The sequence below is a fragment of the Vagococcus humatus genome (genome assembly GCF_003950325.1).
Classification (GTDB): domain Bacteria; phylum Bacillota; class Bacilli; order Lactobacillales; family Vagococcaceae; genus Vagococcus_C; species Vagococcus_C humatus.
Genome location: NZ_PXZH01000001.1, coordinates 439,714 through 461,670, shown reverse-complemented (window position 1 = coordinate 461,670; position 21,957 = coordinate 439,714). Strand labels below are relative to the sequence as shown.

Below are 21,957 nucleotides of genomic sequence, written 5' to 3'. Positions count from 1 at the left end.
TATGTTTTAGTTTCTAAACAGTTTAAACCCTGTTTTTTCATAAGAAATGGCTGGTAGTACTTGAAACCTATCCCCATTTAAGATATGTTTCGCTCTTTCTTGAAAGAGTTGACTGGTGTCACTTCCCATTTCTTTCTCTAATTTCTGAAAACTTTCTTTCATTAAAAAAGGCCGTTTGGTCACATGATGCGCATCAGAAGCCATGACATGCACCATATTATGTTCCATCATTAATTCAGCGGTTTTTTGGACTTTTTTACCAAAAAAACCGACATAGCTAGCTGCTGTGACTTGAGCTAAGCAGCCCATTTCAATAAAAGGAAGTAGTTCATTAGGATTTTTAATCAAAGCAGGATGGCGCTCTGGATGAACAATAATCGGAATCATGCCGTGAGAGCAAAGAGTAAATAGTAACTTAATCGCGTAGGTAGGAATCTCTAAATCTGGAAACTCAATCAACACATATCGGTCAGTCAAATCCGCAAATAAGATATCTCCCTGAGCGATATGATCCAGTAATTCTCCGTGGATGCGGACTTCTTGTCCTTCATATAAGGTTAAGGGAATGTTTTCATCATCCAAAATCTGCTGAAAAGCTGCGACTCGTTGGATGACAGTGTTTTTTGGATTAAGGTACACCCCGTTATGATGATGAGGTGTACACAGTAAGTGATCAATGCCTTCAGCTACTGCTTGTTTAGCTAAAGCTAAGGCTTCTTCGATATTTTTTGAGCCATCATCTATTCCAGGTAAAATGTGGCAATGTAAATCAATCATGAATAAATCTGGCTCCTCTCTTTTTTAGTATTAGCTATCTGCTCCGTAAGCATAATAATAACCAACTTTATCCGCTCTGGTAGTAGCGTTATAAACAACGCCTAAAATATTAGCTTGCGCTCTATCTAGTAAGTTTTTTGCATGAGCTATGCCCTCTTTTTCTGTTTGACCTTCTCTTACAACTAAAATAGTGCCATCGACCTTAGATGACATAATTTGAGCATCTGTTACTACAGAGACTGGTGGCATATCAAAAATAATAATTTCATAATGATTTTTTAGTTTCTCAATCACTAAGTTCATTCGCTGAGAAGCTAAAAGCTCAGATGGATTAGGTGGGATAATCCCACTAGATAAAATAGATAAATTAGGAATATCTGAATGTTGGATATAGTTTTCTACCCCTGTATCTATATCAGCAATTAAGTTGCTCAAGCCTTTGTGAGCATCCAAAATAAAACTTTCAGCAATGGACGGTTTTCGTAAATCTGCATCTACTAAAAGGGTCCGTTTCCCTGTGTCCGCAAATACAATAGCTAAGTTAGCCGCTGTTATTGATTTTCCTTCTCCTGCACCAGATGAAGTCACCACAAAGGTTTGTAGCTGTTTGTCGATACTAGCGTATTGAATATTAGTTCTAATAGTACGATACTGTTCAGAGATAGGAGAAATCTTATCTATATAAGTAATCAGATTTACTCCTTCATGTTTTCTACTTTTTTTATTTTTTTTACGAAACATAATTAGCTTGTATCCCCTCGTTTATAATTTTTGACGTTGACGTCGCTCTACTCGACTGCTTTCAACTCTACTTAAAGATTCTTTAACTGGTGATGGTGTATAGTCATCTTTAGAAGTAAAAGAAGCATGTGGTTTAACTTTGTTTTTGAATTCTTGACTAGAAAATTCTGGGATCACACCTAAAACAGATAGTCCTAACTCTTCTGTGATAAATCGGTCGTCTTTGACTGTACGATCTAAAAACTCTCTTAAAAAAGCAATCCCGATTCCGACAAACATACCCAATAATAGGCCAATTAGTAAATTCAGTTTTTTATTAGGAGAAACCGGATTAGGATTGACTGAAGCAGAAGAAATCATAGTAATTTTATCAATAGCCATAATGTCTTGTGCCTTTTCATTAAAAACCTCTGTCACTACATTGGCAATATCTTTTGCCAGATAGGGATTAGTAGCAGTTGCTTTTATTGAAAACATTTGGGAGTTTTGTTCTTGGTTAACCTCTAACATGCCCTTAAGATCCGCTACACTACCTTTAAACTTGTCCGCTTTCACTAATTGTTTTTGGGCTTCTTCTGCCACTGTATCAGATTTAGTGATAAAGTCTTTGTAGGTATTAATCATCATTAAGTTAAAGTTAACATCATTCACTCCTGTTGATGCCTGTTCTCCGCCTTGTGGGAGTTTTACAATTAGTTGGGTATAAGAACTATACTTGGGGGTGATTATGAAAAAAGTCACTACACCTGATAAACCTAAGCCAAGCAAAGTCGTCAATATTATCATACCCATTCGTTTTTTTAACACCGAAAAAATATCCTTTAAATCAATTGTTTCTTCCATGAACATCCTCCATTTAAATACAGTTATCTATTAATAAGCATCACGCTTTTAATACTTCTTTCAATCAAATATAATCTTTTTTAAAGTAGCTTTTTTTTAAACACTTGTCAATATTTAGTGGAAAATCTCCCTTATTTCTTTCTCTTTTTTTAGATAAAGACAAGATTTTTCATGATTTCTTCATTTGTTAATCAGACATAAAAAAAGTGTTTATCTAAGCTACTAAAAATCAAAAAATAAGAAACCTAAGTCAATAAGTAAGTTATTAAAATATATTTGTTTATCTATAATTACCTATTAAAAAAAAACTACTTAATTAATCTTGGTAAATAGTCTTATCACCAAATGTTATTATAGCATAGATATAACTCTAATTTAACAAAATTTTAATTTTTAAAATAAACTAGTTGCTTTTTCTAAATATTTCTTCCTTTTTTTATTTTACTAAATCATAATTACTGTCTATTAGATAAACCGTATTAGTTATATAATAATCTGTTCAATCTATTTATTTTATGTACGTAAATAGAATATTATGTAACTAATATGGTACAGGAGCTATTATAATCACAAAAAAACCTAACCAATTTTATTTGGCCAGGTTTTTATTTATTTCTTCAATTGTTGTTGTAATAACTGTTGCACACGAGTTAATTCTTGTTCCGGAATTTGTTGGTAAGAAATATCATTAACCATAATCCCTTCGCCTTGCAAGTTATCTTCTTTGACTTGTTTGAAGCTTTCTGTATAATTTTTTTGAATTTCCATCATGTCTTGCCAGTCTAAGTCTGTTTGCATGTGTTTAGCCATGACTTTTAAAATCTCTGGATAGTTTAAAACCGTATTAAGGTTCATGGCGCTTTTCATAATTCCTGTAATCACTTGTCTTTGGCGACCTTGTCTACCGTAGTCACCGTTAGGATCTTCATAACGCATGCGTGAGTAAGATAGCGCTTCTTCTCCGTTTAGATTAAGTGAGCCACTAGGGAAAGTGTGACCGTCTTGGGTAAATTCAAATTGGTTGTTGACAGTTACTCCTCCTACAGAGTCCACCATTTGTTTTAACCCTTTCATATCTACCGAAGCATAGTGGTCAATCGGAATCGCTAGTAATTGTTCCACGGTTTGAACAGCTAGACTGGCTCCTCCGTAGGCATAGGCATGATTTAGTTTGTCTAATTGACCGTTAACTTTTGTATAAGTATCACGAGGCAAGCTAACTAAAGTGGTTTGAGGGATTTGAGGATTAACCACTGCCACTAACATGGTGTCAGATCTTCCTTGGTCCACTCGTCCGTCATCTCCTGTATCAATCCCCATAAGTAAAATTGAAAATGGCTCTAGTTGTTTAGCATCTAATGGATCTGGTCGACTTTTATCTCCTTTGTCTGTTAAAGGTTGGTGCATATTACTGGCTGTTTTTTTGATGTCAAAATAAGCTTTGCCCGCATAGGCACCGACTGCTACGATTACTAGCAGTAATAGCACCAGTAATCCTTTGAATAGTTTTTTTAGCATGGGTATTCTCCTTTTGGTTGAGTGGGCTTATCCTTATAGCCTAAAGGGTGACTTTCATGCCAGTTCCAAGCTGTTTGGATAATGTGTTTAATATCAGTATATTTTGGTTCCCAACCTAATATTTTTTTAGCTTTAGCACTTGAAGCAACAAGCACACTAGGGTCTCCTGCCCTTCTTGGTGCAATTTTAGCAGGTATTTCTTTTCCAGTCACTTCTCTAGCTGCTTCTAACATTTCTTTAACCGAATAGCCTTGACTGCTACCTAGGTTAAAAATGTCACTTGGATGTCCTTCTTTTAAATAGTCTAAGGCTAATAAATGAGCGTTAATCAAGTCTTCTACTTGTACATAATCTCTGATACAAGTGCCATCAGGAGTTGGATAATCATCTCCATAAATAGCTAAGGTTTCTCGTTGACCTAAAGCGACTTGTAAAATAATTGGAATTAAATGAGTTTCTGGATGATGGTCTTCTCCAATACTCGCATCTTTTTTAGCGCCTGCTACATTGAAATACCGTAAAGCTACAAACCGAATACCGTAAGCATTGTCACACCACTTCATCATTTTTTCCATCATCAGTTTGCTTTCGCCGTAAGGGTTAGTTGGCTGAGTAGGCGTTAATTCTGTAATAGGGGTTTCTTTTGGTTCTCCGTAAGTAGCTGCAGTGGATGAAAACACGATTTGTTTTACCCCTTGTTCCTGCATGACTTCAAGTAAGGTTTGAGTTCCTTGAACATTGTTGTTAAAATATTTAAGGGGATTTTCTACAGATTCCCCTACTAGTGAGCTAGCCGCAAAATGAATGACTGCTTCAATGGATTCTTTTTCAAACACTTGTGTTAAAAAGGTTTTATCTCGAATATCTCCTTTATAAAAAGTGGCTTGGGGATGAATGGCTTGTTGATGACCTGTTAGTAAATTGTCGACTACCACGACTTGATAACCATTGGTAATTAATTGGTCCACGGCATGAGAGCCAATATAGCCTGCTCCTCCTAATACTAAAATTGACATAGGTTCACTCTACTTTCTTTTGGATTATCTTCTTAAAAAAATATCTATCTCGTTCATTATAAAGGAATCTTCTCTGTTATTTCAAGCCTCTATCTTTTTTTAAAGAAGGTTTAACTTCTTGGTAGCTGATTAGTTTAATTTGGTAAGGGCGAAAAATAAGTTTGTTAAAGAGATTAAGGTAAGTGGGAATGTTTTTGTTATAACTTATTTGCGTTATTAATAATTCTTTTTTATTTGGTCAAGCACTTGTCTTTTTATTCATCACTAAAAAAAACCAGCCACTAGTTAGTCTTCCTAGTCGCTGGTTTTAGTTTATTTAGTTAGTTTAAAGTAGCTAACATCTCTTTTAAGGCTTCTTCCCATGTTGGAATGTGAAAGCCAGTTGCTTTGGTTTTATCCAAGTTTAAAACAGAATAGCTTGGCCGAGTCGCTTTTTGCGGAAATTGGCTAGAGTCCACTGGGGCAATCTCTACCTCAGTCTCTTTTAAGATTTCTTTTGCAAATTCGTACCAAGTACAAATCCCCTCATTAGAAAAATGATAAACCCCTGATGCTATCTCCTGTTGCACCGCATACACCATAAACTCGGCTAAATGGCGAGTCCATGTAGGTCTACCCTTTTGATCATCCACAACGGTTAGTTTCGGATGGGTTTTGGCTAGATTTTGCATGGTAAATACAAAATTCTTCCCGTATGCCCCAAATACCCAAGAAGTGCGGATAATGTAGTAGTTTGGACAATAAGTTTGGACTGCTTCTTCCCCTTTTAACTTAGCAGCTCCGTAAGCATTAATCGGTGCAGTTACATCTGTTTCTAAATAACCATTTTCTCGTTGGTTACCGTCAAACACATAGTCTGTACTAATATAGACTAACTTGGCTCCAACTTGCCCGCAAGCTTTGGCAATATTTTCTGTGCCTTGAACATTAATCTGATGATTTAAGTCTTGGCCCTCATCTTCTGCAGCATCCACGGCAGTATACGCTGCACAGTGATACACCACACTTGGTTTCATCTCTGTTATATAAGCTGTGACTTGTTCCTGATTGGTAATATCTAATTCCTCTACCCCAGTAGCCACATAGTCTAGCCCTTTTTCTTCTAAATAATGACACAATTCTGTGCCTAGTTGGCCTTTTGCTCCAGTCACTAAACAACTCATTTAACCCTCTCCTTTAATTGTCCTTTTGGCACCTGAATGCCTTTTTTCTGTAAAAATAGATACATGGAAATGGTCACAATGGTTTCAATCAAGATAGCATTCACTGCTGTTCCTGTTTCTTTAAAGGTCACAGTTAACAGAATAATGGAAACTAAACTGATCAACCCTGTAACTAAATAAATGCGAGATAATTCCCGTTGATAGCCAAATGTGGTCATTGTCATCACCCCAAATACATTGCTCCAAGCAACCATTAACGGTAAAAATGCCATAATTTGAATCAGTCTAACGGAATGACTAAATTTATCTTGGAAGAGCCACGTTAACACCGGTCCAGACCCTACTAATAAAATCACACAGCCTAAAGTAAATAACACCGTAACCACTAGCCAAATTTTTTGAATTAATTTAAGGCTGTCCTCTTTAGAAGTTTGAATTAACTGGGTAACTTTTGGATAAAAGGTTTGGACAATCGGGGTGGCTACACTAGCACACACTCGAATTAAGGTGTTGGCTAAATTGAAGTAACCAGTCGCTGTATCCCCTGCCACTAGTCCTAGTACAAAAATATTAGTGGTGTTGTAAACACTGGTGGCTAAGGTGGATAAGAATAAATACCAAGAAGACTTAAACTGGCTAATAATCCCTGTTTTACTTGGCTTACGGTAGTGAATACCGTATTTGTATCTAACAATGAGAGTCGCAATTACTCCAATGGTTAAATAGCCTAATGAATTTAAAATTCCCACAGCATAAATATCGGCTGGGCTTTTAACAAAAATAAACAAGCCTACTGTAAAAATCGATTTGGAAACAAAATTTAATACGCCAATGCTGGCCATTTCTTCCATTCCTTGAAAAAACCACACAGGTAAAAACACACTACCTACGACAATCCCAAACATACATAAATAAAGTTTAGGATCTTGGTTCATTTTAGGGATAAAGGTCATCATTAAAAGTAAAATGCCAAAACAAGCAAGGGTTAAAAGCACCTTGCATGTCATGACATTGGTATAAATCTGTTCCACTTTTTCTTTATCCTCTCGGTTCACGGATATTTCTTGAGTCGCTGAAATATTAAAACCGTAGTTGGTCACAATAATAAAATACTGCATGACCGCTTGGACAAAACTGTTTAGTCCGTAATTTTTAACCCCTAATACCATAATTAAATAAGGCATGGTAATAAGTGGCAGTAAAAAATTTAACAACTCCACACTAGCAAGTGAGAGAAAGTTAGTGGCGGTTTTCTTTCTAGAGGTTTTCACCATGGACAGATCCTTTCTACTTCTAGTCTAGGGCTGCCCGTTTTTGTAAGGGACGCCACCAAGCTTCATTAGCTAAGTACCAATCAATGGTTTCCACAATCCCTGTTTCAAAGGTATATTTAGGTTTCCATCCTAGTTCTGTTTCTAATTTAGTTGGATCAATGGCATAACGGTGGTCATGGCCTAAACGGTCTTCTACATACGTTTTAAGAGAGGTATCTACCGCTAATTTGTCTATGATTAAGTCTACAATTTGGTTGTTTGTCCGCTCATTGTGGCCACCAACGTTATAGATTTCCCCTTTTTTCCCTTTATGTAACACTAGATCAATCGCTTGACAGTGGTCATACACATGTAACCAGTCACGTACGTTTTCCCCTGTGCCGTAAACGGGTAAGTTTTTACCGTCTAAGGCATTCCCAATCATTAACGGAATTAATTTTTCTGGGAACTGGTAAGGGCCGTAGTTATTAGAACAACGAGTAATATTAACATTTAAGCCGTAAGTTTCATAGTAAGCTCTCACTAATAAGTCTGCACTGGTTTTACTTGCTGAATAAGGGCTGTTTGGTGCTAGTGGAGTACTTTCAGTAAAGTAGCCCTCTGCTCCAAGTGAGCCGTAAACTTCATCGGTTGACACTTGTAAGAACTTAGCTAGACCTAATTCTTTTGTCACATCCAGTAAGGCTAGTGTCCCTTGTACGTTTGTTTCCACGAAAATTTCTGGGTGGCGAATACTTCTATCCACATGTGACTCTGCTGCAAAGTTAATCACGGTATCAATGTGATACTCCTCAACTAAATGACGGACTAATTCTCGGTTAGTAATATTTCCTTTAACAAAGTGATGATTAGGGTGATCCATTACATCATCTAAATTATGGATATTTCCTGCATAGGTTAGTAAATCTAAGTTAACAATCTGATAAGTTGGGTATTTTTCTAACATGTAGTGAACAAAGTTACTCCCAATAAAACCTGCTCCACCTGTGACTAAAATATTCATTAGTTGTTTTCCTCCCAAACAAATGTGTTTTCTGCATCCTTGAAACGAGGATGATGGCTATCTTTTTCTGATAAGATAGGATGATTCATTGGCCAGAAAATACCAATATCTGGATCGTCAAACGCAATCCCTCTATCATGCTCTGGTGAGTAAAGTTCGTCTACTTTGTACTGCACGTTACAATTAGTAGTTAAAGTACAAAAACCATGAGCAAAGCCTTTTGGTACTAATAATTGACGGTGATTATACTCACTTAAAATATAACCTTCCCATTTACCGTAAGTTGGGGAGCCTTTTCTCATATCCACTAATACGTCATAAATGACCCCAGTTGTTACGCGTAAAATTTTAGTTTGAGCTTTAGGTGGTAATTGGTAGTGCATCCCTCTAATAACACCAGGCTCTACTGATAAAGAGTGATTGTCTTGGATAAAATCAAAATCAATCCCTGCTTCTTGAAATTTAGTTTTAGTGTAACTTTCAGTAAAGAATCCTCGGTGATCCCCAAATACATCAGTTTCAATCAATTTAACATCTTGTAAATTCGTTTCAATAACTTTCACGTTGACTTAACTCCTTTATTTGCCTGTTTGGGCAATTTGTAACATATATTGACCGTATTGATTTTTCTTCAATGGTTGTGCCAGCTCAATTAATTGTTCTCGGTTGATATAACCCATGCGGTAAGCAATTTCTTCTAAGCAAGCGACTTTTAGATTTTGTCGTTTTTCAATGGTTTCAATGAAAACAGAAGCATCTAGTAAAGACTCATGAGTCCCAGTATCTAGCCAAGCATACCCTCTGCCTAGTAATTCTACTCGTAAATCCCCTCGTTCTAGATAAGCTTTATTCACATCTGTAATTTCAAGCTCGCCTCTTTCAGAAGGGGTAATGGTTTTAGCAATCTCTACTACGTCATTATCATAGAAATAAAGACCAGTGACTGCGTAATTACTTTTTGGTTCTGTTGGTTTTTCTTCAATAGATACTGCTTTATTCTCTTTGTCAAACTCCACTACGCCAAAGCGTTGAGGATCGTTTACGTGATAGCCAAAAACTGTGGCACCTTCCTCACGTTTAGCTGCTCGTTGCAACATATTAGACAAACCGCCACCGTAGTAGATATTGTCTCCTAAAATAAGACAAACAGAGTCATCCCCGATAAACTCTTCCCCTAAAATAAAGGCTTGGGCTAATCCGTCTGGGCTTTCTTGTACTTTATAAGAAATATCCAATCCTAATGAATGACCGTCACCAAATAATTGTTCAAAACGAGGGGTATCCTCTGGGGTTGAAATAATTAAAATTTCCCGAATGCCAGCTAACATTAAGGTAGACATTGGATAGTAAATCATCGGTTTATCGTAAATTGGCATCAATTGTTTTGATGTGGCTTTAGTTAGAGGGTACAAACGAGTCCCACTACCACCTGCTAAAATAATCCCTTTCATGGTATCTTCTCCTTTATGGTTCACAAATTGTCTGTAACAGTGATAGTTAAATTATCACATTCTTTTTCATTATACAATGAAACAAAGAAAATAGAAAAGAAATATTCAGAATATACAGGCTTTTAGGAGAAGAATTAAAAAACATTAAAGAAAATTTAACACTCAGGGGAAACAAAAAAAAGTACAGAAGTTTCTCCTGTACTTGATTAGTTATCTTATCTTCATTTGAGATAACTCAGCATAAGAATAAAATTGTGACTTATCTGAGTAATCCGCCCGATATAAACCATTTAGACCGGCTTTTTGACCAACTAATCCTAAGGCTATCATCAGTTCCTCTTCTTTTTTAGGAAAATGTAGTCTGCCTTTTAAAGCCATACTGCGAATGTAGTGCACCAATTTATTGATTAACACTTCTGGTTGTTTTGCTTGGTCTAGCTTAGTATAGACTTGTAGTAATACGTCGGTAATGTCTAATACTTCTGCAGACTGATCTGGCCACTGATTCATTAAATTGTAAAGTTGGTGAATAGTTGCTTTTATTTCTTCTTTATTTGCCATGTGAGTTTGCTTCTTTCTTTTGGTATTTATTCCTTTAGTCTCTGGCTTCTTGGGTACTACCTTGCCTTTAGTCAAAGCTTTAGCCTTCTAACACTAGCCACCATAGCCAAGGAAGGAGAAAACTAAGACCTAACAGGACTTGGATGATGATGAAGGTGATTTTTAAGCCTTGTCTTTTTACCTGTAAGCTAGACAAGATGCCAACAACATTAATTGGGATGAGCAATAGTAAGTCAAAGGCACCGTGATAAGGATTGTAATAATATAGATACTTTAGCCACACACAGACTGGCTACAATATCTAACAAACTTAATAAAATAAATAGTCGGTTGTTGCGTACATCACTCATCTACATGCCTCCTAGTAAGTCGCTAAATTTATTAACAGTATAACACTTTTTTAGAGGATGACCACTTACTTTGGCAGATCTTTCTTTCTTTGAATGTGAAACCAAGGCAAGTCAAGATAGTTTTGTTGTAACTGGCTGATGTTAGCCCTGTTCTCTTGGTTAAACTGCCAAACAAATTTCAAGAAATCTTTTTCTAGCAGCAACGGGTTACCTCCAAGTGTCATCCCTTGTGTTTTCCCTACCAAATACCGCTTGATCACGCGGTAGACACAAAGCAGTCTAGGAAAATCTAGCCAAATCACACAATCACATGCTTTCAGCCGAGCTTCTAAACTTCGGCTGTAATGACCGTCAATTAGCCATGCTTCTTGGGATAAGACTTGCTCAAGTTTTTGATCAAACACTTCTGGAGCTAAAGTAGTATTGGTTTCCTGCCAATTAAGCTGATCTAAATGAATCAGTGGCAAGTGTAGCTGGTTGGCCAATTGATTGGCTAATGTGGATTTACCTGAACCGGGAGAACCAATTATTAAGATACGCTGATAGACAGACAGCTCGGTTTTTTCCATGTAAGTAGCAGTCCTTTCTCTGCTAGTTTTGTATTCAAAAATCATGAAAAAAAGTGAAAGACCTAATCCTTGTCTTCCACCTTTGACTTTATTTTTTAATTGACTCTTTTTTTAGCGATTTCTAATGCTTCTAGCGTACACAGTCGTCCTTTGACTTTGTCAGATAAAGACCGTTTCTTAATGGCTGTAGCATTTTCACCGTGACGGACATAATCCATCAAGGCTTCATTTAATTCAATGATTTGGCATTTTTGCAAAATAGCTGTCATACCAATCCATTGATCGTGCATTTCAATCATAGAAGGAAACGGAATAATTTTATCTTTTAAGGACTTAGTAAAAGCCATCATACAGCCGGTATAACCATTTTTAGCAATAGTGCGAAACATACTTGGGCCAATATAATTGTGATTCCAATGATTCCAAGAAGGATGAATCATCTCTAAATCACCATCTACCACTTTGGCATCATGTACCACTAATTCTGCCTGTTCTGTTTTGAACACTTCCATCACTTTTTCTACTTTGTTAGGAAACCAAATATCATCTTGATCAGCTAAAAATAAATAATCTCCTTGTGCTAGCTGAATGGCTTTTTCAAAACTAAGAATAGGCCCTAAATTACTAGGGTTAACCTGAAGTTTAATTCGTGGATCCTGTCGTTTTTTTATTAGAGAGACAGTGTTATCTTTTGACTGATCATCTACAATGATAATCTCATCAGTCTCAGCTAATTGATCCACAATAGAATCTAGCTGTCTAGTAATGAATTTTTCTCCTTCGTAGGTAGCCATACATACAGATATCATCTTCTCACTCCTAAAATACTTTCCAGCCCCACTTACTAAAGAACTGTCTCATGGACCGCATAAAAATTTTAAACATGGCGTAACTTTTATGCGCCGCCTTGCCGTAATAATGGAAAATAGTGGTCATGGGGGTGTATAAGATTCGGTAATTTTTTTTGCCTAATTCTAAACACAGATCATAGTCTTCAAAGTACATAAAGTAACGAGGATCAAAGCCGCCAACTGCTTGAAAGGCTTCTTGTCTCACTAACATACAACAACCAGAGCCAATCCGAACTTGAGAAACACGGTCTGTAGGTAAATCTCGGCACTCATAACTAGCTAAACGTTTATCAAATAATTTTTTGACCCAGTTAAAGGGCACAAAACGTAAAGCGTAGTCAAATACCGATACTCGCTCCCGAATTAAGTATTGAGGAGTTCCGTCTGGGTAGAGCACTCTTGGTACCACTAAGCCAATATCTGATTCTGTTTTTATAAGAGCTAGTAATTCTTCCAAGGCTTGTTTTGTTATAATAACGTCTGGATTTAAAATCAAATAATAAGGGGCAGAAGCCTCTAATAAATTATAATTATGACCAAATCCAAATCCTTCATTGCTTTCGTGAAAATGAATAGCCGCTATATCTTCGTATTCTCGTAACTTGTCTTGGTAAGCAGGTTCTGAATGATTATCAAAAATAACAATTCGGTGAAAATTGGAGGTAGCTAACGTTTCTCGTAAATTATCCAAGACACGAAACATCTCTTTACTGTTATAGGTTACGATACTAATAAGTAATTCTTCGGTTTGCATGACTTTCTCTCCTTAACACCGAGTTTCATAAAAATTTTATCACAATAGCTATTATTCTACCATAGAATAATTCATTTTACAGTGTCAGTTAGAAGATTTTAGCAAAAATTAAAGAGAAAATAGTCACAATGTTGTGAGGAAGTCTTTTTTCCCTTGAGGTAGAAACAAAAAAGCGAGATAGACTTATCTTGTCTACCTCGCTTACTCTCTTTAATCAAATTGATTTAAGTACCATTTTTTTATTAAATCATCTAATTTTTCATTGTAATGTTGATCCGTTGCATACCGGCCAGTTAACCATTTGGTAGCATTAGGATAGGTTTTGGCAACAGAACGCCAAGCCCCTCGGTAATAATTCGCATCCCAACTTACTCCATTTTTTAATTTGTAGGCATTGTCTTTAAAGGACTCTCTATAAGAAGGGTATTTCTTAAATTTCGCTACAATCGTAATCCATTCCCCGTCAGTCTGTTGCTCTAAAGTGGGAAGTTCTACGTATTGTCCTTCATACTCCCCTTTGATCCCAAATAAATTGTAATTGGGAGGTAATGCTAAGGTACTAGTTCCAGAAGCCGACTCTAATACTGCTTGAGCTATCATAACTGATGAAAATAAATCTTGATTAGGTGCTACTTTTTGCACGTCTGGCAAAATTTTATTCATAAATTTGACTTGGGCTAATTCTGCCTTATCTTCTGGATTATTTGCTACGACTTTCCCTAATAAAGGAGGTAAATCTCCACTTTCCGGTTCTTTGGCATCTTTTGGTAAGATTTGAACTTGGTAAGCTTCTAATTGTTTAGCTAAGGTTACGGTTCCTGCACTGGCGCCGTTTTTAGCCCAACCTAACCAGCCATATGTGGCACTATGAGCTCGGTAGTAAATATCATAGTGTTTAGCTATTTCACCCGTTAACTCCATTTTAAAGGCTTCAAGTGGCCGATTTTCCCCACTTGTCCCAGCATTACCTAAAGCGTCTACTGGTTCTAACCAACCTTTGTTTTGAGCATAAGCTTGGTAGCGAATAGAGCCACTGAAAGGACGATTAGTTAACCCCGCCCGAATAGCTTCTACATGTTTGGCTTCTCCTACTGTGCCACTGGTTGCTCCGTTAGTTTTAGGCCCTTGCCAGCCGACATTTTTCACATGGGCTTGGTAACGAACCGTTGGCGGTGCTACTACAAATGGCCGGTCCGTTTTACCAGGAGCTTTTTCTCCTTTAGGAACAATTTCTACTTCATAGGACTCAATGTGGTAATTGTACCCTTGTGTCCCAGCATTTTCACCGTTTTTAGCCCAGTCTAACCAACCAAAGTTTTTAGCGTGAACTCGGTAATAAACGTCGTAATTATCTTTTTCTTTCCCTGTTAATTTAACACTCATGGCTTCTACATGTTGGACTTGTCCAACCGTTCCACCAATTTCACCGTTTTTAGCCCAAGACATCCATCCGACATTTTGAACATGGGCTCGGTAAGAAATATCTAAATCTTTCGTGTCTTTTAAATTCATACTAAAAGCTTCTAACGGACGGTTTTCCCCAGTTGTCCCAGACAAATCTCCTGCTGACACATAAGGCAACCAGCCTTTATTTCGAACGTGAGCTCGGTATTCTAAGCGGTTAGGAATACTAATAGCCTGACTTTCTACCCAACCAATTTTTTTATCTTGTTTATTGGCTAGTTTGTACCAAAGGCCTGCATCTGTTCGAGCTTCTTTTACCACATTTAAGGCACTGATTTGTTTAGCGGAACGAGCTCGCATAAGACTGGCGTACTTAGTATTAAAATCCCCTACTTTTCCGACTTCTTTTACGTCTGAACTAGTTCCTAAAATTTTGTTGTACACACTAGCTTGTTCATCTACCACGTCAACTTGTTCATAGTGAACAGGTTTTTCACCGTAAATTTTATCAGGATCAGAAAAGGCTGTCTGACTAGCCCAACCTAGCACTTGACCATTCGCTTTCACTTGGTACCAAATACCTTCTCCTGTTTTCGCTTCTCTTACTACAGCTAAAACATCCCCTGTGTAGTTTTTCAGTTGATCCACTACCTGAATACCTGCATGGGTATTAGGAATATCATCTGTGATTGAACCTGTTTTCGCTACTTTTTTATCAAACTTAACTTCTTTATCGTAGCTAATGCTTTGATAGTTATTGAATGCTCGGCTATCCATCCAACCAATTTCTTTTCCGGCTAATTCAAATAGATACCAAGTAGCGTGTTTAGTTTTCGCTTCTCGTTTTATGTGAACAGCTTTATCCGCATATTGAGAGCCTTTGCCAATTTCACTGACATTGGTTTCTGTATTGTAAATACCGTCATAAATGCCATGCCAACTTGTTTCACTTTGGCTTTTCACGCTAGCTTCAAAGTCTACTGCTTTATTGTATGCCACTTGATCTAACTCATGGAAAAGAGAAGCTTCTAGCCAACCAATTTTTTTACCTTCATAACTAAACTGATAGTAAACTTGTTTGGTGCGTTTGTTAGTGGCTTTACCTGTAATGCTGACTTTTTTATGGAGATACGTTGCTTCATCTCCTACTTTTTCTGCATTGATACTGTTGTAAGGGTCACTGTAAATTCCTTGTTTGTCATCTTTGACAATTTCTCCGTAACTCGTATAAGACTCATCCATATCAAAGATATCCGCATCGATTTGATTATAATGATATAACAGTAACTCAAAGAATTGACCCATGTCGTAATTAAACTTAGCAAAATAACCAGTTGGATCTGTATGGTTTGTGCCACCTAAATAACTAGACACTTCATGGTGACTCCAAACTGTTCCTCCAAAGTTTCCCTCACCCTTACCGTAAGCACGGGAAGGAACTAAGTTATATTCTTTTAGTTTATAAGCTGCGTAGTAAGCATCATTACTAACGGATTGTAAAAATCCTTGCTGATCACCAGGATGCTCCACTAGTTCAATATGCATGAAATACTGGTTAGCCACTGGTCCTGCTCCCCAAGCTGCATAATCTGTTGGGTGGACTTCGATTATTTTACTTTTGTCTGTATACGCATGAACAAAAGCACTTCGCCAGTTGTTTAGCATATAAGCTATTTCATTTTCTATGGTTGAGTTTGGGTTAGCCGTTTCGTGAATCACGATTCCTCGTGGCTTCCCTACTCCGTCATTGTAACTAAACCGGTCAATAATCGTGTTGTGACGAAACTCAATTTTAGTTTTCTTAAACACGCCAGAGTTAAGTCCTCGAATAATTTCATCATTAATGCTAGACCCTCTACTCCGTTTGCCGTAAATAGATGCCGCTGGTGGTGGCGCAATATCTCCTGGTTCCACATAGGCCCCTTCAATGTCTTCTTGAGTGGGTTCTTTAGGGAAATACGGATTTTGTTTAAGTTCTTCCGTTAACTCTTTTGGTGCTGTTTTATCTGAATCAGAAGGGACAGCTTGGTCTTTCTCCGTGTTATTAGCGGAATTGTCTCCTTCTGTTTCTTTTTCTGCAGTATTGTCTTGGTCTAAAGCGGTCTTGGCCTCATCTGTTTGAGACTCTTTCACCTCAACTGATTCTTTTAACAGTTGATCTGCTGCTAAGACGGTTTCTCCAATAGGTGCACTTAATAAACTGCAAGTCATTAAAGCTACCATCCATTTCGTTTCCGTTGTTTTCATAGCCATTCCTTTCTACTCTTTTTCACATGAAAAGTATACCTGTTTTTTTTCTGGTTCTCAACCGTCTTTCTTAACGTTTGTGTTACAAAGTATTTTAAATAACTTTATTCCCCCATTTTTTGTGAAAAAATACGTTATTTTTTAAATAATAAACGAAGCTTTTTCTCCTAGCCAACTTGTGCTATGATGTTTTTAGCACACTTAAAGGAGTTTTTCTATGTCAAAAATTACTCAAGGCGTTAAATTATTAGGGGCCATCCTTGCCTATCCATTTTTTAAACTAGCTGGTCCTAAAAAACCAATCTTATTGGTGGGAGGACATGAAGGGAAATTATTTATCGATAATGGTAAAGCTATGTACCTTTATTTACTTGACCATCAAACAGACTACCAAGTTTACTGGGTGATTAATCCAGATAGCCCAGATTTAACTCATGTTCCTGGTCCTTATTTAATCAGAGGGTCTATTAAAAGCTACCTATATTATATGAAAGCTTCAGGTGTCTTTTTTAGTCACAGTGCCTCTGATTTAGCCCCTATCTTGCATCGGTTTAACTGGCTACCTCAACCAGTCAAAACTAACTTGGAACACGGAGTCACTGGCTTTAAAAAAGCTAAAGCCAATCACGCTTCTACCACAGAACCTGAACCAGACCATTATGGACCAGAAGCAGATATCTTTCTGTCCTGTGCTCCTTTTGAAACACAGATAAAAAATGACTTCTGGCATATTCCTTCAGATCAGATTGTGGAAACAGGCTATGCGAGATACGATCAACTTATCTTGCCTAAACAGTTAAGACAAGAAATCATTTATATGCCAACTTGGCGGGAATGGTTAGTTGGTCTGACTCCTGAAGAGTTGAAGCAAACCGGTTTTTATCACATGATAGAAAATATGGTTCAATCAAAAGAGTTAGCAGCTTGTCTTGAAAAACATCAAACACCGATGAAAATTTATATTCATTTTTATTTCCATCAATATATTGAAGCCTTTCAACTAACCAGTAAATGGATTGAATTTTTACCGATTGAAACAGAAATTCAAGACTACCTAATCCACAGTCAACTCATGATTACTGACTATTCTAGTGTGGCTTGGGATTTTTACTATTTAGAAAAACCAGTGATTTTCTATCAACCAGACTTGGCTAAGTACAATGAACTTAGAGGAGCTTATCTGGATTTTGAAACGGATTTATTTGGACCGCAAGTCAAAGACTTAAGGGAGTTAATCAAACAAATCGATACTTGCCTAACTCATCCAACTTTAGATTCCAAATATTTAGAAAAATTACCAACTTATTTTACCTATCAAGATCAGCACAATGCTAAACGTATTTATGAAGCTTTTCTAGCTTATCAAAACAAGCATTAAAGAAGTAAAAAAACCGTTACTGATGGTTGTCAGTAACGGTTTTTTTACTCTACCGATGTAGGCAAATAATTGGAATAGTTTTTATGTGAGTTTTTTCACAATAAAAGGCATTAGAGAACTTTCTGGAAAAATGATGAGGATGATTTCTGAGAATAGTATCGTATCTATGGATAATAAAACAGTAGGAGAAACTTACCCTGTTGCCTTTTAATTCAGACTAAACCATCACCTGTCTACCTATTTAGTATAACATACTGTAATTAAAAAAATAATGAAACTTTCTGAAAAGAACAAAAAAATCATGATTTTTTGAACATACTGATAAAAGATAAGTGCCTTAAAGCACTTATTTTTTATCAAAATATTCCTGTTATTGCTTATTGATCGGATAATTTTTGACCGTTCTCTTCTAAACAACGTTGTCTAAGGCGTTGATAAGACCCATTTCCTTCTTCAATTGATCTTTTTACTCGAGAAATAATCGCTGTGCTCGCTTGGGTTTTTTTCTTCAATTTCTTGATAAGTTTTCCCTTCTAATAGCATTTGAGCTACATTGAAGCGAGTCACTAACACTTTCATTTCTCTTAAAGTCATTAAATCATCAAAAAAATCATAACAATCATCTAAATGTTCTAATAGTAAAACTGACTGAAATAAATCGATAATTTCCTCACGTGGAATTTGATTGATTCTCATAAACTACCGCCTTTCACTGATTACAAATTGCTTATTGACACTAAAACTAGATACCAAAGTGATAAGAGGTAGCAAGTAACAAAAAATAGCATAAGGAAAATAATTACTAGTGGGCACTCCTAATGCTCCAGTAATAAATACAGCACTTACTCCCCAAGGAACAAGTGGATTAACTGTGCTTCCTGCATCACACAATGTTCTTGATAAATACACTAACGGAATGTCTAAATGTTTAAATCTATGCTTATAGGCTTCACCAGGTAAAATAATTGACAAATACTGTTCGCCAATTAATAAGTTAACGCCTATCGCTGTCAAAGCTGTCAAAGTTATTAATGCCATAGGAGTGGTAAGAATCCCTTCAATTTCTTGAAGTATTATATCAAGAATGCCCGTTTTTATCAATAATCCTCCTAACGACAATGCGAGAAGAATCAAAGAAACAGACCACATCATACTTTGAATTCCTCCTCTAGATAAAAGATGATCTACCATTTTATTTCCTGTACGGGACACATAGCCTTCTTGCAACCATTTACCTAAAACAGGTAACGTTAGCCTAGGGTGATAAATTTTTAATAAAATAATCGACACCAAATTATTCAACAGTAAGGCTGGAATAGCTGGAACTTTTTTGATTGCACAAACAAACAACAACAAAACAGGTAATAACACAACAGGAGTAATCGAATAGTGAGTCAAAAGGGTTGCTTTTAACTGAGTGACTTCCTCTAATTGCACATTGTTTCCTGTGTGACTACCTATTACGATAAAAAAAACAAAGGACATCATACTCGCTAGCCCACTGGTTTTTAACACTTGTTTCAAATGAGCAAATAAATCAACTTGAGCAGTAGCAGCTGCTAAATTAGCTGTATCAGAAAGAGGAGATAGGACATTACCTAAAAAAGCGCCTGAAACAACTGCGCCAGCTACTGGTCCTAAACCAAAACCTAACATGCTTCCCATACCGACAAAGGCTACTCCTACAGTGGAGATTGTGGTAAAAGAACTTCCTACTGCCGCACCTATTACTCCGCAAAGTAAAAAAACTGCTCCTAGAAAAAATCGAGGAGAAACCATTGAAAATCCGTATACCATAATGGTGGGTATAGTACCGCAAGCAATCCACATACTAATTAATGCACCAATTAACATAAATAATAAAATAGGTATGATGCCTGGCGTCACCCCTGAAATAATTCCTTCATGTAAATCATCCCAGGTATAAGATTTACTTATCATCCAGCCAACTAACAAGCAAATAGCTGCTAGAATACCGATATGAGCAGGTAATTTCCAATAAATAATACTTGACCCCATCGTCAAAAGAATGACGATTAACAAGATGACCCCTTCTTTATAGGTAACTTTTGTTTCCATACAACCCCTCTTTTCTGATAACATCTATTTTTAAATATGCCAATAAAGTCGATGCATTAATCAAAAAATGACATCGACTTTATTAACTTGTAACCTTTACGCTTGATAAATTGCTTCTAATTTATGTTGGATAGCTTGTTGAATTTTTTCTGAATACTCATTAAACACTTTTTCATCATGAGCATATGGAGACATAGCAGATGCTCGCAAAATTGTCACTTTTTGCTCTTTATCCCATTCAGCTTGACTGAAGCCTAACCCTTTAACAAATTTCAATGGGCTATTACCGTAATCAGGTACAGCAAAATCAGTATGAGATGTGATAAATTCGTTTCCGTATGTCCCGCCTTTATCATATGAAGCATAGGCATAAAATTCTTCATTTAAGTCATTCATTTTCTTCAAGTCTGTGTTACCTTTCTCGTTGAAAACATAATCAACCATGTTAAAATCTGGACGAGTTAGAGCATGCATTTCGATTACTTTATCGCCAACCTTAAATTCTAGTCCATCTATCATTCTATAAAAACGGAAAGCTCCTTCAAGACTTGCACCAATCAACTTACCAAAACCTGTCACATTAAGTGGCAATACACGGTGAGCTGTCCAAACCGCTGCTGCAGTCGCCCCTGCTTTAGATCCTTCTAACATATAAGCACCTAATAACGCAGGGATATCTGCTCCTTTTTTAAAGACATAAGTTGCAAAGTAAGAGATAATGTCTCGCATGCGCACATCTTTAATCACTACTCCACCTGCAGAATAAGGCACATACCCCATTTTATGTGGGTCAATCGTAACACTTTCACATTCTGAAATAGCTTTAAATGAGTCATATACTTCACGTGTTAACCAATGATTTTCTCCTTGGAACACGCCATGTTTTGCGTACACTTCTTCAATATCTTCGTAAGGAATGAATTCATCATCTTCTCCTAAGAAAATCGAACGACCATAACCACCATAAGCTGCGTCCACATGAATGTAGAAATAAATGCCTTCTTTAGCTAATTTTTCACGTAAAGCCACTATTTGGTCCACACGGTCTACTTGACCTTCCTCAGTTGAACCAACTACAGCGACTACCCCTAATACAGGTATTTCTTGTTTAGCTAAATCACGAATTAATGTTTCTAATTTTTCTACATCCATTCGGTATTCACTATCTACTTCTGCTGCAATCACTTGATCCAACCCAACACCAATGATGTCTGCTGATTTTAGCCAAGAATAATGTTTAGTTTGTGGAACAATCCATTTACCTAACTTCTCTAAGTTTTTACCGCTACGAGCTGTTCGGTTTTTAATGTCATCATAGTGATCTTGATATTTTTCTAATAGATCCAATGTTTCTTCCATTGGCATATTTAATAATTCCCACTCTGTTTTATCCTCTAATGCATGAGGAACGACTTCTTTAATAGCTAATGGAGCGGATTTAAAGTTACGTGCATACCAAATCCCTTCTAAATTAGCAATAGAACCATCAGCTGCGATGTGTCCCCAACCTTTTTTATAGCCCATTAAAGTAGCAAAATCTAACCCTACTTCTTCTTCCATTTTTGAAGTAGCTGGAGATGACTCGTAAGCTACGTTATTTCCGTTCCAAAGCATTGCGGCATTATAAGCGATGATAGAAGGCAACAATGTTTCAGAATTCATATGTCCCCAAAAACGTCCAGCAGAATGCCAAGGCAGTGAGTCTGTTCGTAAACGAGAACTTAACACATTAAATACTTCATTCATATTATCAACAGTTGCTTGAAAGCTGGTACTACGACGATCTTGAGGAGTAATAACTGGTAAATCTTGTGGCATGTAATTTTGTCTCCACCCTACATGTTCATCAATCATGCGGTTCAAGATAGTTTTATAAATATCGACATTTTCCCCTTTATCTCCTAAAAATAATGCTTTTAAGTTTGTTTGTGCTGGATTGATTATATTTTTCTTTGTCATTCCAAACCTCTCCCTTATC

General features: G+C 36.7%; 20 protein-coding genes. 1 reads left to right on the top strand and 19 read right to left on the bottom strand.

What is annotated here, in order from left to right; genetic code table 11:
• Positions 1 to 6: 6 nt before the first annotated feature.
• The 15 genes from C7P63_RS02155 to C7P63_RS02085 form a co-directional block, all read right to left on the bottom strand.
• On the bottom strand, positions 7 to 777 hold the full coding sequence (locus tag C7P63_RS02155; protein WP_125942515.1) for a tyrosine-protein phosphatase: 771 nt from the start codon (positions 775 to 777) through the stop codon (positions 7 to 9).
• A 30-nt stretch (positions 778 to 807) separates the two neighbouring features.
• Positions 808 to 1,518: a CpsD/CapB family tyrosine-protein kinase gene (locus C7P63_RS02150; RefSeq protein WP_125942514.1), complete on the bottom strand. Its 711-nt coding sequence runs from the start codon at positions 1,516 to 1,518 to the stop codon at positions 808 to 810.
• A gap of 21 nt (positions 1,519 to 1,539) precedes the next feature.
• Complete coding sequence (locus C7P63_RS02145) at positions 1,540 to 2,361, bottom strand: YveK family protein (RefSeq protein WP_125942513.1); 822 nt, start codon at positions 2,359 to 2,361, stop codon at positions 1,540 to 1,542.
• A gap of 609 nt (positions 2,362 to 2,970) precedes the next feature.
• Positions 2,971 to 3,879 carry an LCP family glycopolymer transferase gene (locus tag C7P63_RS02140; RefSeq protein WP_125942512.1) on the bottom strand — a complete coding sequence of 303 codons (909 nt, stop codon included), beginning with the start codon at positions 3,877 to 3,879 and terminating at the stop codon, positions 2,971 to 2,973.
• Positions 3,873 to 4,895, bottom strand: coding sequence for a UDP-glucose 4-epimerase GalE (gene galE / locus C7P63_RS02135; RefSeq protein WP_125942511.1), 1,023 nt, complete (start codon positions 4,893 to 4,895; stop codon positions 3,873 to 3,875). The genes C7P63_RS02140 and galE overlap by 7 nt, the downstream gene beginning before the upstream one ends.
• A gap of 320 nt (positions 4,896 to 5,215) precedes the next feature.
• On the bottom strand, positions 5,216 to 6,058 hold the full coding sequence (gene rfbD, locus C7P63_RS02130) for a dTDP-4-dehydrorhamnose reductase (RefSeq protein WP_125942510.1): 843 nt from the start codon (positions 6,056 to 6,058) through the stop codon (positions 5,216 to 5,218).
• Positions 6,055 to 7,332 (bottom strand): flippase, encoded by a 1,278-nt coding sequence (locus C7P63_RS02125; RefSeq protein ID WP_125942509.1) that lies wholly within the window; start codon positions 7,330 to 7,332, stop codon positions 6,055 to 6,057. The genes rfbD and C7P63_RS02125 overlap by 4 nt, the downstream gene beginning before the upstream one ends.
• Positions 7,333 to 7,351: 19 nt before the next feature.
• A complete protein-coding gene (gene rfbB / locus C7P63_RS02120) occupies positions 7,352 to 8,335 on the bottom strand; it encodes a dTDP-glucose 4,6-dehydratase (protein ID WP_125942508.1) in 984 nt (327 codons plus the stop codon).
• Positions 8,335 to 8,898: a dTDP-4-dehydrorhamnose 3,5-epimerase gene (gene rfbC, locus C7P63_RS02115; protein WP_125942507.1), complete on the bottom strand. Its 564-nt coding sequence runs from the start codon at positions 8,896 to 8,898 to the stop codon at positions 8,335 to 8,337. Before rfbC ends, rfbB begins: the two co-directional genes overlap by 1 nt.
• A gap of 15 nt (positions 8,899 to 8,913) precedes the next feature.
• A complete protein-coding gene (gene rfbA, locus C7P63_RS02110) occupies positions 8,914 to 9,786 on the bottom strand; it encodes a glucose-1-phosphate thymidylyltransferase RfbA (RefSeq protein ID WP_125942506.1) in 873 nt (290 codons plus the stop codon).
• 210 nt (positions 9,787 to 9,996) lie between these two features.
• A complete protein-coding gene (locus C7P63_RS02105; RefSeq protein WP_125942505.1) occupies positions 9,997 to 10,347 on the bottom strand; it encodes a bacteriocin immunity protein in 351 nt (116 codons plus the stop codon).
• 415 nt (positions 10,348 to 10,762) lie between these two features.
• Positions 10,763 to 11,266, bottom strand: coding sequence for a shikimate kinase (locus tag C7P63_RS02100; protein WP_125942504.1), 504 nt, complete (start codon positions 11,264 to 11,266; stop codon positions 10,763 to 10,765).
• A 95-nt stretch (positions 11,267 to 11,361) separates the two neighbouring features.
• Positions 11,362 to 12,075, bottom strand: coding sequence for a glycosyltransferase family 2 protein (locus C7P63_RS02095; RefSeq protein WP_125942503.1), 714 nt, complete (start codon positions 12,073 to 12,075; stop codon positions 11,362 to 11,364).
• 10 nt (positions 12,076 to 12,085) lie between these two features.
• Complete coding sequence (locus tag C7P63_RS02090; protein WP_125942502.1) at positions 12,086 to 12,871, bottom strand: glycosyltransferase family 2 protein; 786 nt, start codon at positions 12,869 to 12,871, stop codon at positions 12,086 to 12,088.
• A 210-nt stretch (positions 12,872 to 13,081) separates the two neighbouring features.
• The gene (locus tag C7P63_RS02085; protein ID WP_125942501.1) at positions 13,082 to 16,528 is read right to left on the bottom strand and encodes a GW domain-containing glycosaminoglycan-binding protein; all 3,447 of its coding nucleotides are present in this window, start codon (positions 16,526 to 16,528) and stop codon (positions 13,082 to 13,084) included.
• 211 nt (positions 16,529 to 16,739) lie between these two features.
• Between C7P63_RS02085 and C7P63_RS02080 the strand changes: the two genes are divergently transcribed.
• On the top strand, positions 16,740 to 17,900 hold the full coding sequence (locus tag C7P63_RS02080) for a CDP-glycerol glycerophosphotransferase family protein (RefSeq protein ID WP_125942500.1): 1,161 nt from the start codon (positions 16,740 to 16,742) through the stop codon (positions 17,898 to 17,900).
• Positions 17,901 to 18,277: 377 nt separating this feature from the next.
• Here C7P63_RS02080 and C7P63_RS10415 read toward each other — a convergent pair whose 3' ends face one another.
• From C7P63_RS10415 to tdc, 4 genes are all read right to left on the bottom strand, one after another.
• Complete coding sequence (locus tag C7P63_RS10415; RefSeq protein WP_279386784.1) at positions 18,278 to 18,412, bottom strand: Trp family transcriptional regulator; 135 nt, start codon at positions 18,410 to 18,412, stop codon at positions 18,278 to 18,280.
• Positions 18,354 to 18,596, bottom strand: coding sequence for a YerC/YecD family TrpR-related protein (locus C7P63_RS02075; RefSeq protein ID WP_279386783.1), 243 nt, complete (start codon positions 18,594 to 18,596; stop codon positions 18,354 to 18,356). Before C7P63_RS02075 ends, C7P63_RS10415 begins: the two co-directional genes overlap by 59 nt.
• 3 nt (positions 18,597 to 18,599) lie before the next feature.
• A complete protein-coding gene (locus C7P63_RS02070) occupies positions 18,600 to 19,979 on the bottom strand; it encodes a Na+/H+ antiporter NhaC family protein (RefSeq protein WP_125942499.1) in 1,380 nt (459 codons plus the stop codon).
• A gap of 96 nt (positions 19,980 to 20,075) precedes the next feature.
• Positions 20,076 to 21,938, bottom strand: a complete 1,863-nt coding sequence (gene tdc, locus C7P63_RS02065) for a tyrosine decarboxylase (RefSeq protein ID WP_125942498.1) — start codon at positions 21,936 to 21,938, stop codon at positions 20,076 to 20,078.
• Between the last annotated feature and the right edge of the window lie 19 nt (positions 21,939 to 21,957).

What these genes read in the sequence shown, in the direction of transcription:
- C7P63_RS02155 (WP_125942515.1), bottom strand. Translation starts at nt 777, where the DNA reads ATGATTGATTTACATTGCCACATTTTACCTGGAATAGATGATGGCTCA.
- C7P63_RS02150 (WP_125942514.1), bottom strand. Translation starts at nt 1,518, where the DNA reads ATGTTTCGTAAAAAAAATAAAAAAAGTAGAAAACATGAAGGAGTAAAT.
- C7P63_RS02145 (WP_125942513.1), bottom strand. Translation starts at nt 2,361, where the DNA reads ATGGAAGAAACAATTGATTTAAAGGATATTTTTTCGGTGTTAAAAAAA.
- C7P63_RS02140 (WP_125942512.1), bottom strand. Translation starts at nt 3,879, where the DNA reads ATGCTAAAAAAACTATTCAAAGGATTACTGGTGCTATTACTGCTAGTA.
- galE (WP_125942511.1), bottom strand. Translation starts at nt 4,895, where the DNA reads ATGTCAATTTTAGTATTAGGAGGAGCAGGCTATATTGGCTCTCATGCC.
- rfbD (WP_125942510.1), bottom strand. Translation starts at nt 6,058, where the DNA reads ATGAGTTGTTTAGTGACTGGAGCAAAAGGCCAACTAGGCACAGAATTG.
- C7P63_RS02125 (WP_125942509.1), bottom strand. Translation starts at nt 7,332, where the DNA reads ATGGTGAAAACCTCTAGAAAGAAAACCGCCACTAACTTTCTCTCACTT.
- rfbB (WP_125942508.1), bottom strand. Translation starts at nt 8,335, where the DNA reads ATGAATATTTTAGTCACAGGTGGAGCAGGTTTTATTGGGAGTAACTTT.
- rfbA (WP_125942506.1), bottom strand. Translation starts at nt 9,786, where the DNA reads ATGAAAGGGATTATTTTAGCAGGTGGTAGTGGGACTCGTTTGTACCCT.
- C7P63_RS02105 (WP_125942505.1), bottom strand. Translation starts at nt 10,347, where the DNA reads ATGGCAAATAAAGAAGAAATAAAAGCAACTATTCACCAACTTTACAAT.
- C7P63_RS02100 (WP_125942504.1), bottom strand. Translation starts at nt 11,266, where the DNA reads ATGGAAAAAACCGAGCTGTCTGTCTATCAGCGTATCTTAATAATTGGT.
- C7P63_RS02095 (WP_125942503.1), bottom strand. Translation starts at nt 12,075, where the DNA reads ATGATATCTGTATGTATGGCTACCTACGAAGGAGAAAAATTCATTACT.
- C7P63_RS02090 (WP_125942502.1), bottom strand. Translation starts at nt 12,871, where the DNA reads ATGCAAACCGAAGAATTACTTATTAGTATCGTAACCTATAACAGTAAA.
- C7P63_RS02085 (WP_125942501.1), bottom strand. Translation starts at nt 16,528, where the DNA reads ATGGCTATGAAAACAACGGAAACGAAATGGATGGTAGCTTTAATGACT.
- C7P63_RS02080 (WP_125942500.1), top strand. Translation starts at nt 16,740, where the DNA reads ATGTCAAAAATTACTCAAGGCGTTAAATTATTAGGGGCCATCCTTGCC.
- C7P63_RS02075 (WP_279386783.1), bottom strand. Translation starts at nt 18,596, where the DNA reads ATGAGAATCAATCAAATTCCACGTGAGGAAATTATCGATTTATTTCAG.
- C7P63_RS02070 (WP_125942499.1), bottom strand. Translation starts at nt 19,979, where the DNA reads ATGGAAACAAAAGTTACCTATAAAGAAGGGGTCATCTTGTTAATCGTC.
- tdc (WP_125942498.1), bottom strand. Translation starts at nt 21,938, where the DNA reads ATGACAAAGAAAAATATAATCAATCCAGCACAAACAAACTTAAAAGCA.